General features: G+C 56.8%; 5 protein-coding genes. 2 read left to right on the plus strand and 3 right to left on the minus strand.

Features of this window, described 5'->3' with window-relative positions:
• Positions 1 to 388: 388 nt before the first annotated feature.
• On the minus strand, positions 389 to 6,544 hold the full coding sequence (locus tag RX972_RS17970) for a membrane-targeted effector domain-containing toxin (RefSeq protein WP_316877526.1): 6,156 nt from the start codon (positions 6,542 to 6,544) through the stop codon (positions 389 to 391).
• Between the two features lie 252 nt (positions 6,545 to 6,796).
• Here RX972_RS17970 and tssI point away from each other — a divergent pair, with 252 nt between their 5' ends.
• Positions 6,797 to 8,812 (plus strand): type VI secretion system tip protein TssI/VgrG, encoded by a 2,016-nt coding sequence (tssI, locus tag RX972_RS17975; protein WP_316877527.1) that lies wholly within the window; start codon positions 6,797 to 6,799, stop codon positions 8,810 to 8,812.
• Positions 8,809 to 9,693, plus strand: coding sequence for a DUF4123 domain-containing protein (locus RX972_RS17980; RefSeq protein WP_316877528.1), 885 nt, complete (start codon positions 8,809 to 8,811; stop codon positions 9,691 to 9,693). The genes tssI and RX972_RS17980 overlap by 4 nt, the downstream gene beginning before the upstream one ends.
• A gap of 76 nt (positions 9,694 to 9,769) precedes the next feature.
• On the opposite strand, the gene RX972_RS17985 is transcribed toward RX972_RS17980, so the two are convergent.
• Positions 9,770 to 10,891: a hypothetical protein gene (locus tag RX972_RS17985; RefSeq protein WP_316877529.1), complete on the minus strand. Its 1,122-nt coding sequence runs from the start codon at positions 10,889 to 10,891 to the stop codon at positions 9,770 to 9,772.
• Positions 10,892 to 11,195: 304 nt separating this feature from the next.
• Positions 11,196 to 12,332 carry a hypothetical protein gene (locus tag RX972_RS17990; RefSeq protein ID WP_316877530.1) on the minus strand — a complete coding sequence of 379 codons (1,137 nt, stop codon included), beginning with the start codon at positions 12,330 to 12,332 and terminating at the stop codon, positions 11,196 to 11,198.
• Position 12,333: the final 1 nt, after the last annotated feature.

Here is a 12,333-nt window from a genome sequence, read left to right on the forward strand (position 1 = left end):
GGGCGCTGCGTTGGAGCGAGGCTTGCCCGCGAAGAGCTAAAGCGCGGTGTTACTGATACACCGTGGCGACTGATTCGCGGGCAGGCCTCTCTCCAACGGGAATAACCCGGTTTTATGGGTGTGGTGCTTACTCGCGATTCAGGCGCTGCGGTTCGTCAGACACACCGCGTCATCGTTCATCGCGGGCAAGCCCGGCTGCTATCAAACATCACTCCAATAATGGATTTGAAACAGGGACCTTGTAGGAGCTAACTTGTTGGCGAAGCGGAATTTCTGACGATGCGGGTCCGACGTCTCGCCAACAAGTTGGCTCCTACAGATCCAATGTTTGCTGCGCGACAGCGTGGTGTCAGGGACACCGGGGCGACTCCCACAAGATCATCGCGTCTCACGCAACCCGCGTCAGATTGATTTCCTCCAGCCCGACAATAAGGGCGTCCATGTCTGCGTAAGGTTTCAGGTTGACCGAGGTCCAGGTGGCTCGCTCCACATAAACCTGTCCTTGTGCGTTGACCTTCACCGGCGTGCGATGAATGGCATTGTCCCGTGCGCGATGGACGATCACAGGCAGGCTGTTTTCACTCTCTTCGACGAAAAACATCCCAGGCCTGATCAGTCTTTCCTCGACAGGCAACGATTGCGCAGGTCGGACGGCAACGGCGGGTTTGAAGGTTTCCATCTCTACCCGAAAGTCACTTTTGATGAAGCTCTGTTGACTGCTCAAGGTATCGGTCACCTTCTCTCCTGGGTCTATCGAGATGCCTCGAGCCTGACCGGGCTTTACATCGATCACTCGTACGCCGATACCGCCTTCCAGCTCGGCGAGTCCCGGGACAATTTTTTCAAACGTATTGGCATGGCTGTTACCGACCAGTGCAATCCACTTGTGGGCCCCCATGACTTCTTGATGTTTGCGCACTGTGCGCGAAGCGAAGTGGCTGAACATCTGTTGGCGAGTAGTCGGCGCCAGACTTTCCAGGTCTTTGAGGTAGTAGCTGGCGGCACAGTCCAAAGCCCTGATTTCCAGGCCCTGACCGCGCGCCTTGGTGATCAGATGTTCAAAGGTGTAAACGCCGTCGACATCGGTGTTATGACCTCGGTCCATCCTTTTCAAGTCATGGAGCAGGGTTTTGCTCATGTAGCCGGTGTCGACGAAACGATCCAGGTCTGCCTGATGGACGTCGCTGAGCAGGTGCTCGATGTAGAGTGTTTTTACCTCTTGTCTGGACAGTAACGGCAAGTTGTCGATGATCAGCTTCTTGCTGGCAATGGAGGAATGGACCTCTCCAATGACCACGCCATCGGCATGCTGATACAGGTCTTCGAGAAAATCGCCATGGCTCATGCCCGGTGCAACGGCTGGCATGGTTGGGCGAGCCGGTAACTCCTTGACGATGATGGTCCGGGCATCTTTCTGCAATGCGTGGCGCAGATTGAAAAATTGGTCACTGACCACCGAGTGCTGTTTATTGGCACTGAAATAACGCGAGTCCAGCCCGCGGTTCTCGAAATTGATCAATTCATGCAGGGTGTCACGTGCTTCTGCGGGCATTGAATAGGCGGTGTCTCGCAAGGACAGTTGCAGGGCCGTAGGTGGCGTTTCAGCGGGCCAGTGTTGCACGTCGACTGGTTGCCAGCCGCTGGCGTCGTTCCATTCAAACCCTGGCTTGCCCGTGTAAGGGTTATCGAGTTCGCCCCTGAATTTTCTATGTATCTGCTGATAAAGCGCGTCATCCAGTCGGCTGGGTGGCGATTGCGTCAGCGCTGTAGCCAGGCTTGATGCGCCTTGATCCTGGAGCAGCGGGTTGGCCATTTCGATCCGGAAATCGGACTTGCCAAACGCATTGCCGGTTTCTTCAATCTCCCGGCTGATAACGGTCGGTCGACCGAGGGGCACTTCGCGTACGCGTACGCTGATCGCGCCTTGCAGCTCGGCGATGCCAGGGACTTGTTGATACGTATTGGCAAATTTCTGGTCGAGTAACGCCACCCAGCGGCGTGATGGATGGGACGTAACGTCGGCGCTAATAACTGTATGTGCGAAGAAGTTGCTCATTTTTTGTTCAGTTGCCAGGTCGCCCGCTGCGATTGCCACCGGATTATTGAGCAGTGGGTAGCTGACCGAAGAGCTGATCGGTCGAACTTCCAGGCCATGGCGGTGCGCGGTCTTTATCAAGTGATAGTAGTCATATTCCTTGCTGCGGTTTCTCAGTGCGCCGCCGTTGAGTTCTTCCAGCCAGAATTTCAGGTCACTTGAGCCTGTCCTGCTTCTGGCCCCCAGCTTTCGGTATTTCTCCAGTTTGTACATATGCAGATCGCTAAACAGATGCTGAATGTACAAAACCTTCACGTCCTGTTCAGCCAGCGCGGCCATGTTTTCGATGAGCAGACGCTTGCTGGCGAGCGACCTTGGGGCCTCGCTGACGACCATCGCATTGCTGTTTTCGAAGACTTTCCTGATCAGCCCGGTAGCTCCGGCGTTCGCGTCCAGGCTAGGTAACACCGGGCGTGGTGCCGGAACGGCCGACGTAAAAAATGCCTGCGCATCAAGGTAGAGTTTGTCTCGTTGGGCTGAGAATTTCGAGCGTACCTCTCTGAAAACAGCGTTGAAATAGTCTTCAAGATCCAGCCCCAGTGCGTCCATCGTGTTACTGGTATTACTGAGAATGCTGAAATGTGGGCGTAACTGCAGTGGCAGTTCATAGGGCACTACCGCACTGGTAATGGGGTCGGCGGTTGTCGCGGTTTCACTCACCAGCGGCCTGAATGTATCGTCCATCCCGCCACGCAGATTGTGTCGCTGCAGGAGTTGCCATTTGCCCTGAGCATCCAGCCGTACCGGACGCTTGCCGAAGAAGGCGAACGGATTTTGCGGGTCGATGATGTTCCAGCAGCGCGCTCCCGCATCGAAGTGGACCTCGAAAACCTGAGTGCCGAGTTCGACGTAATACTTGTTATTGATCAGACTGACGCCATTGGCGTGGCCGGACGACAACGGGATCGTATCTTTCATTGAAATGTTCACGGCGACCCCCTGTTTTATGCCGTCTGCGTTCAGGGCGGTCGACTGGGCGACAGGCTGGCCCAAGGGGCGCCATGCACCGTCCAGGTCACGCCGGGCGAACTCTCCGGTCGGTTGTGGGGCTTTGGAAAGATCGCTGTTCACGTGGTACACCGATGCATGGCCATTCGCGTTTGGCTTGCTGCGCCAGAAGGTCTCCCCCTCGAGGTGCACGGGATGCAGGTCAGCCTGACTGGGGGCGCGCGTGATGTTTTTCGCGGCCGGAAGTACTGACGCGTGTTTGCCGTTGTGCCCGAGTTGGCGCAATGCACCGAAACCTTTCATGCCAGCTGACAAATCCCCGGCTGCGCCCAGGCTGTTGAACAGTGAGCTGAGAATATAGGCGCTGGCGGTTTCCCGGTCGCCATTGGCGAAGGCTTGCAGGGCTTTCATGCTGTCGCGCAGGGAAAGCAGTGCGCCGACCGCAAAGCTGGCCGGCGGGAAGGGCAGCGTTACCACTGTGGCGACCAGCTCGAATGTTATCCAGGCCAGTTTCGCCAGCATATCGCTGCGGCCAGTGGTCGTGTCCTCGACATCGCGCAGTTGGCGCTCGAGGGGGCGATTGAAGCAGAGATCCTGGAAGTCGTTCACTGCATCCCGCGGTATGACCGGCGGTTTGCTCTCTCCGCCTTCTCTCATGTCGCGCAGGAAGAACGACAGTTTGCGGCGTGCATCAATCCGGCAGCGGTCTTTGTAGTAATCGATCATGCCGGAGGTTGAGAGCGAGCTTTTGAAGTCGCTCAACAGGCGCAACTCAAGACCATCCGGTGCCTGCGGGGTGTAAAGCATTGTTGCCTGGGTCGCGTCGGCGGATGACAACAAATAACAACCCTGAACGGTTTCAACCTGAATCAGCTCGACCCTGCCAGGTGAAACCGCGTTATAGAGGTCGTTCACGACTTCGCCCACCTTGGAAATATCGGTGCCTATCAGCGGGTTTTCCAGGCGCAGTTGCAAGGTGTGCAGCGGATAGAGGAGCCGCGCCTGGCTGTCGGTCTGGTGCAGATGGTTCATGGATAGCCGGAGCCATTGATACTGCTGTGGGTCGAGCTGACCTTTAAGATAGCCACGCAGTGCAGCCGCTTTCATTTGCAGTACGGTGATCTGCAGGCTGCTGCGTCGGCGATGGTCGTAACCGGGCGAAGCAGGATCGAGCAGGGTATCCCTGACCAGCTTGATGTAATCGTCGCTGAGCCACTTGCCATGTACCGAGCGTGCGACTTTTTGCGGCGTCAGTGGCGTCAGATCGATAGACGACGGGCCACTGAATGTTGCTTCGGTGTCGGCGCTGCTGCTGAGCAGCCCAAGGGTATCGTCATAGCCGTTGCGCAACATCTGCGTGTAGCTCAGTACTTCGCGCTGGGAGGTGATGATGATCTGGTCCGGATCGACGCTGCGTTCAGCCACACCCAGCAACTCGCTGATTTTTTTGCTGGCGCGCTGATGAACGTAGTCTTCGAAATCCTGCGCCTGGGTGGGTGGTTTTGCGTGGAAGTTTTCGGTAGCGCCGGCTATCGCATCTTCCAGGGCCAGCAGTTCCTGTCGCTCGGCGAGGCTGGCGCGCATGAACCAGTCCGGCGCTCGTTGCGCCTGATCGGCGGCGGCCACTCGCACATGCTGGCGCACGAACTGCCCAAGTGCCTGATTGTAGTGGCTGCGAGTGATTAGCTGAACGTAGTTGGCGGGTGGGTAAGGCTTGAGGCGCAGGGCGGCGAAGCGCTTCTCGAGATTTTCACGGCTGGACGCTGGCACCTGTTTAAGCAAATAACGGCTCATTTCAGGCGATGTGGTCCAGCTGACCAGTTCGTGGGTGAGTTGAGTCTGGTTGTCGAAGGCTTGAAAACGTTGTGCCCTCGGCGCATCGGCAGCGAACATGATCAGCCGCTCAAGGCGTCCCTGGGCATCGTTTTTACGAAAAATCAGCATGCCGCCCAGAATGTCGCCGTCATCAAGCTTGATCTGCTGGACTTGCAGATTTGGCGTGGTCTGCCCCGTTGCATCCGTCTCGATCTGCTCAATGATCGCGAAATCGTCCGCCAGGATATGCGCCTGCATCTTTGCCGCGTAGGCCAGAGCGGTTACCTGCTTGCGTGTGAGGTCGCGCATCAGTTGCTGATTGTGCTCAGTTGCGTAGACCGTTTGTTGGTACTCGCGAAATACAGTGCCCAGATTCAGATCGTCGACCAGCTTCGCTACGTAAGCGTGGGTCAGTAGTGGATGGCTCGTTTGCATAAGCGTGCCGTTCAGACGGAAGGTGCTCAGCGTCTGGAGTGCCGAGCTGGCGTCCGTGTCTCCGGGATGTAGCCCGTACAGTGCCATTTCCAGCAGCGAGCGCCGGGTCGTATAAAGTTCGCCGGAGATTGCCAGTCGGCGTTGCGTCGCGATCATGATCTGCTCGGGTTCCAGATCGTAGCCAAGGTCGGAAGCGATGCGAGCGCGCAGCCTTATTCTGGCGAAGGACTCATGGGAAGTTGCGCCACCCAGGGCGCTGAGCAATGCCGTGCGGCTCTGTTCGTAATGGGTCAGGCGTTGCTGATACTGATTGAGGTCGTCCTGGCTGGCGACCTTGATCCAGTGGGGCAGATTCCTGCGCTGCTGGCGTTCCCAGTAAGCCATTTCGCGTTGTGCAAGCATGGCTCCGGGGCCAAACAGCCCCTCCATGCCCATGGCCGCCGCGATTCGTGCAGAGATCGTTTTACTGTCGGTTGCCTTGGCATCGAGGCAGGCATGGCGCACATCGCTGCGTTGCTTGTGGATTTGGCGCTCGAAAGCATGGGCAAAGGGACTGCCGGTGACCGGTTGCAGTTGCAGGTCGGCAGCGCTAAACGGCTCCAGATAGAGGCTCGGATCCTGTGTGATCGTCTCCAGTAATTGCTGGTCGCGCTGCTGGGCATTGTTGAACAGCGCATGACGCAACACATCGTTGTTGAGCCACTGAACAAGCGTTGTGCCAAAGGCGGTGCGGCTTGCGAAACCCTCCGTACCCAGGCCGGGCAAGACCAGCAAGGTCAGGCCTGTGATTGAAATGAACACCAGCGCGCCAGCGATCTCAATGGTTGTCTTGTCATTGAGTTGCACATGCAGCGTGAACATCTCCAGAGAACGGCCGATCTGTTTACTGACCGTTGGCAGGGGTAAGCAGGCAGCATATTGCGGGTCCAGATGGCGCTCGTGGTTTTTGACGATCACCTCGTTGCGCAGTGCCTGCTCCATGCCCTCAATGAACAGAACTTTACGAACGGGACCTTTGGCGCTGGGGGCTTGCCAGAAATCGTCGAGCTGTTGGAGCAGTGCAGCCACGCTGGTTTCTTTGGCCGAGTCGTCCTGCCCGCCAAGCGTTTCAATGATTGCTGCGCTGGCTTTGGGCAAGGACTTGAGCTCCTCGGCGAACGTTACGTCGAGGGCGCTGAGTCGATATAAAGCGCCAGCTGCCAGTGGCAGGGTCTCTGCTGGTGTAGGGGGGAGCGGAGTGAGTTGTTGCATAAGGGTCAATAATCCTGAATGACTGAGTGGTGTAAAAGAGCGGTCCGGAGGAGGTACCGCTTCGAGCTCAATCAATCAGGACTGGGTAGGGTGGGGGTGTTAGATAGTTAGTGGCAGGCTTGGTCGCCGAGGTGCAGGGCGTTGGGATTGCACTTGCAGAAACGTCCCACAGATCAAACGGCTTAAGCCTGACTGACACTTTTATCGCTTAGGAGCAAAGTCCCGCCTTTTATTCAGGCCAAGGACTTGCTCATGTTCAACCCCGCCAACCGCGCTTCGTTCACGCTGGAAATAGCCGGGCTTGAGCATGACTTTCGAGTGCTGGCCTTTACCGCAAAGGAATCCATCAGCCGTCCGTTCAGTGTGCGCATCGAACTGGTCAGCGAGCGCTCCAATCTCAATCTGGAAGACCTGCTGCACCGACTGGCGTTTCTGAGGTTCGACGCTGACGGTAATGGTCTCCACGGACAGATCGGCGAAATCGCCCAGGGTGATTCCGGCAAGCGCTTTAGCCACTATTTCATTCAGTTGGTACCCAGCCTCAAGCGTCTGGAATACCGCAGCAATCATCGGATCTTTCAGGGCAAGACTGTCCCGGAAATCATCGCGCTGGTCCTCAAGGATCACGCCATTTTCAGCAACGGGTTTGCGTTCAGATTGCGCGAGCCCTGCAAACCCCGCGATTACTGCACCCAGTATCAGGAAACCGACCTGCATTTTGTGCGCAGGCTGTGTGAAGAAGAGGGCATCCACTTTCACTTTCAGCACAGCCCTGACGAACATTTACTGGTGTTTGCAGACGACCCTATTCAGTTGCCGGTACTCAAGCCTGCGGTTGCGTATGTGCAGAGCAGCGGTCAGGTCGCAGATGCTTCGGTTATCAACAGATTCAACGTGCGACTCGCCACGCGCTCGGGCAAGGCCAGCCATCAGACCTATCACTTTCAGTTGCCTCTGGTTGATCTGCTCAGCAGTGCGGGCGGCGATGGTCGTAAGGAACTGGAGGATTACCAGTATCCGGCTCCGTTTACCGACCTGAGTGTTGGCGCTCGGCAAGCGCAAAAGGCGCTTGAGCGAAACCGCATTGATGTCCGGTTGGCCAGTGGTTCGAGTGATCAAAGTGCGCTGGTCAGTGGCCACTTGTTTGAACTGACGCATCCTAATCCGGAGTGGAGCCAGCAATGGCTGCTGACGTCGGTGTTCCATGAGGGTAAACAGCCGCAGGTGCTGGAGGAGTCCACGTCTCGGGCATCGGGAGCGTTTACCCAAGGTTATCGCAATCGTTTTGAAGCCATCCCCGGGAAGGTGCCGTTTCGTCCACCGCTCAAGCACCGCAAACCAAGGGTTTTAGGCAGCCAGCATGCGGTAGTTACAGGTCCGCCCGGCGAAGAGATTTACTGCGACGAGTACGGCCGAGTGAAGGTCAAGTTCTTCTGGGATCGTGAAGGTTCGCGTAACGAGCATTCCAGTTGCTGGCTACGGGTCGCCACCGGTTGGGCCCATGAGCAATACGGCACGACGATGATTCCCCGCGTCGGTATGGAAGTGATCGTGGGTTACTTCGATGCTGATCCGGATCAGCCTTACGTACAGGCCTGTTTGCCCAATGCCGTTACCCGAGCGCCGCTGAACCTGCCTATGCAGAACACCCAGACCGTGCTCAAGACCCAAAGCAGCCCAGGCGGCGCAGGCTTCAACGAACTGCGCATCGAAGACCGCAAAGGTGCCGAGTCCATTTCCATCCGCGCTCAACGCAACTGGTCTGAGCATGTGCTGAACGATCAGTCGATCCAGGTGGATAACCAGCGCAAGGTGAACGTGACCGGGCTGTCCAGCCACGAGCTGCATGGCGAAGAACACCACCTTACCCATGGGGCACGCAAAACCCAGGTGCTGGCCGATGACTCGTTGACGGTGGTCGGTAATCAGCACATCAGCGCCGCGAATCATCTGGTCAGTGCGGCCACACAAGTGCATCTGCACTCAAAAGTAGACGTAGTGATCAATGCGGGGCTCAACGCAACGATCAAGGCAGGTGGGCACTGGATAAGTATCAGTCCGGCTGGGATTTTCAGCAGTGTGCCTATTCAACTTGGCGGTGTTCCAGTGTCGGGAATGCCTGCGGTTCCTGGTTTGCCTGCGGCGTTGATACCCCAAGTGGCGTTGCCCGCGAATCCATCCTTGATTCCAGATGTACAACTCAAGGCTATCGAACATGGCGCCCCGTTTTGCCAAGCCTGTGCTGACGCCAGGAAGGAATTGTCATGAACGGCGAGCGCTCTGTGCAATCTCCCCTGCCCGACGATTTTCCCTGGGGCCAGACGGTTGGGCTTCTGCTTGATGCCATTCAGGTCAAAAACCTTCTTCAGCGCCTGTATCAATGGAATCCGGCACCGAAGGTGAACGTGCTTTATCACGGGACCCGCTGGGCTGAAATCAGTCGGCTTTCACCGTGTCTGGTGCGCTTGCATGATGCTGATGATCCGGTTCTTTTGCAGTTTCTGGCTCACACTCAGGAGTTGTGGGGGTATCTGCTGGTCAGTGATGGTTCGTGGGATGAGCTGTTGGCTCATGTGCGCTGGCTGACCTGTTTCAAGCCGCCCCAAGGCGAAGACATGTATTTACGCATCTCTGACCCCGCAGTGGCGCATGCCCTATTTGCAGCAGAGCGTGATCCGGGACCGGACCTTTTTGGCCCCTGCCAGGAGATTATCGTCAGCAACGCCGCCCTTGATGGATGGACACAACTCAAACGCCCCGGCGACAAGTACATTCCGCAGTACGACAAACCATTTATGGCAAGCGACGCGCAATGGGCTGCTCTGAAAGGCGTGACTTTTGACAAGTCCATGGGTGAGCTTTACCAGCACATGCAGCGCTTTTTCCCCTATTACCGGGCAGAACTGACCTCTGAACAGCGCCTGAAACACATCCATCAACTTGCTCACTCTGCCATCAAAAGAGGTTTTGAGACCGAGCAGGAAATCTGGTTGTATGCCAACGTTTTCGGTTTTCTGGGGGATGACGTGCTGGAGCAGCACCCGGAAATCGCTGAGTTGCTGACCGTCCGTTCGGAGCTGAGCACGCTGGAGCGTGTTGATCGCGCTGCGACGATGGCGGCAGAGATCGCTGGAGCGGGAAACTTGTAGGGGGCACCGAGTTTATGAGGTCAGCGATGGGGGGGCAGACAGGCCGCCATCGCTGCCTCGCGTTGCTCGTGAGCTCCTACAGGGGGGCTGTCTGCTGTACCTCGGTAAACCGTGCTGCAATGTTTTGACTGGGCTTTTGCGTGTGCAGGGTTCTGACCGCTTGGGTCATGCGCTTTAACTTTTCACTGGGCCTGGCCCATTGCTCGGCGGGTAACGGCTCTGACCAGTTTTGCATCGCTTCAGGTATGGCAGCGCGGCCGATGCTTTTGATGTGGCGGATTTCCCATTCGGTGAGGTAGTTGGGCAACGTCCACAGAGCCAGCAAGTGGTACGTGTACCACCAGAACGGATAGAAGAAGCCCACCTCGCGGTTCTTACGCCGACGCCTCATCCGCTCCCGTGCGTTGTAAAACGTATGCAGTCCTTCATGGGGAGGATCGCCGGGGTTTTGCAGTTCAAGCGGGTCCTGAATCTCCTTCAGGCTGTGAACTTCATATTCCATGTACGCGCGGATCGCCTCCCAGTTGCACACCGCCAGATCAAACCCGGCACAGAAAAACTCCAGGCTGTAATGCTCATCGTGGGGCGGATGATAAAACCCGACGCCCATGGCGTAGCGGATGTCCATGCCGTATTGCGTGACCGACTGCGCTTGAACGACCCATGCTGATAGCGATTCCCAGGGGACGAAGATGGGCTCTGTTTGGCCGTTGGGGACGAAGCAAACTTCGCGGCGTTGACGGTTGAAGCGGGTGGGGATGACATCGTGGTATTTGTTGAGGTGGTTGAAGGTGATGATGAGGTAGAGGGTGAGGGTGGCAGCAGCGGCCCAGCCTCCCATCTCTAGGCCTAACGGTATCAACACCATCATTATTTTGGTTGCACTTTCGACTCCTCTACCCTCTGCAATAGAAAGCAGCCAGTCCAGTGAGGGTGTAAGCAAGCCAAAAAACCAGATGGCCCAAAACGGTGCTCCTAAACCCATCTGCCAAGCGAACACTGCAGGTAGCCCAGCACCGAAGTCCAGATACGTATCGTTCATTTCACCGACCGCGTGTCCGTAATCTTGAGCGGGCAAGTCAGTGGGCAGTGGCAGTGGAGCCAGATAGATGACTTGACCCGTTGGAAACGTTTCAACCATTCCGGCATGAGGGGCATGATGAATCGGCGGCGGGCCTTCTAGAGTTTCAGAGGTCATAGTGCTTTGTTCGCTAAATCAGGGGTTGGGCCATATAGAAAAAAGTGTGATTGTCTTCCGGTTGGCGGTTGGCCTGTAGGAGCCTCAACCCGGTGTCGATGGCACCGCGCTGTCTTGCGGCAACGTAGGTCCTGTAGGAGCTGCCGAAGGCTGCGATCGCGGTGTATCAGGAGAAATGCTTCGCAGCCTTCGGCAGCTCCTACAGAAAATGCATTTCAATCCCGTGGTTTGCCTGTTGTTCGCGAGGCGATCTTTCTGATGTTGGATCAACGTATCGCCAACCAGTTGGCGCCTACAGATTCGTCTAGGCTCGTTTGGCTACATTTCGATCCGCCTGCTGGACCTCGGCAAATCTGGACGCAAGGTTCTGACCAGGCCGTTTCTCGCGCTGGGCTTTCACCGCCTGGCTCAGGCTTAGCAATTCCTCACTGGGCTTGGCCCATTGTTCCTCTGGCAGCGACTCTGACCAGCTTTGCATCGCTTCAGGTATGGCAGCGCGACCGATGCTTTTGATCCTGCGGATTTCCCATTCGGTGAGGTAGTTGGGCAAGGTCCACAAGGTCAGCACGTGGTACGTGTACCACCAGAACGGATAGAAGAAGCCCACCTCGCGATTCTTGCGACGACGCCGCATGCGCTCCCGAGCGTTGTAAAACGTATGCAGCCCTTCATGGAGCGGATCGCCGGGGTTTTGCAGGTCCAGTGGGTCCTGGATTTCCTTCAGGGTGTGAACCTCATATTCCATGTACGCCCGAATCGCCTCCCAGTTGCACACCGCCAGATCGAACCCACCACAGAAAAACTCGAGGCTGTAATGCTCATCGTGGGGCGGATGATAAAACCCGACGCCCATGGCGTAGCGGATGTCCATGCCGTATTGCGTCACGCTCCGAGCCTGCACGACCCAGGCTGATAGCGATTCCCACGGGACGAAGATGGGCTCTGTTTGGCCGTTGGGGACGAAGCAAACTTCGCGGCGTTGACGGTTGAAGCGGGTGGGTACGACTTCGTGGTATTTGTTGAGGTGGTTGAAGGTGATGATGAGGTAGAGGGTGAGGGCGGCAGTTGCAGTCCAGCCTCCGACTTTAAAGCCCCCGGGCATCACTTGCATTGCGAACTTTGTTGCGAGCTCCACGCCTTCGCCATCCATTACTGTCAGTAACCAAGCAAGGGCAGGTCCGACAAGGCCGAAAAACCAAATAGCCCAGAACGGGCCCCCCAATGTCATTTGCCAGCCGAACACTGCCGGTAATCCCACACCAAAATCCAGATAGGTGTCATTAAGGTCGCCTACGGCATGGCCGTAATCCTGAGCGGGCAAGTCAGTGGGCAGTGGCAGTGGAGCCAGATAGATGACTTGACCCGTTGGAAATGTTTCAACCATTCCGGCATGAGGGGCATTATGGATCGGTGGCGGTACGTCACCGGAGTGCTTCGTCATC

It is taken from the genome of Pseudomonas syringae group sp. J309-1 (genome assembly GCF_032582135.1).
In the GTDB taxonomy this organism is placed as follows: domain Bacteria; phylum Pseudomonadota; class Gammaproteobacteria; order Pseudomonadales; family Pseudomonadaceae; genus Aquipseudomonas; species Aquipseudomonas quasicaspiana.

Bases quoted from the DNA above. Each gene is read 5' to 3' on its own strand.
- RX972_RS17990 (WP_316877530.1), bottom strand. From the start codon at position 12,332: ATGACGAAGCACTCCGGTGACGTACCGCCACCGATCCATAATGCCCCT.
- tssI (WP_316877527.1), top strand. From the start codon at position 6,797: ATGTTCAACCCCGCCAACCGCGCTTCGTTCACGCTGGAAATAGCCGGG.
- RX972_RS17985 (WP_316877529.1), bottom strand. From the start codon at position 10,891: ATGACCTCTGAAACTCTAGAAGGCCCGCCGCCGATTCATCATGCCCCT.
- RX972_RS17980 (WP_316877528.1), top strand. From the start codon at position 8,809: ATGAACGGCGAGCGCTCTGTGCAATCTCCCCTGCCCGACGATTTTCCC.
- RX972_RS17970 (WP_316877526.1), bottom strand. From the start codon at position 6,544: ATGCAACAACTCACTCCGCTCCCCCCTACACCAGCAGAGACCCTGCCA.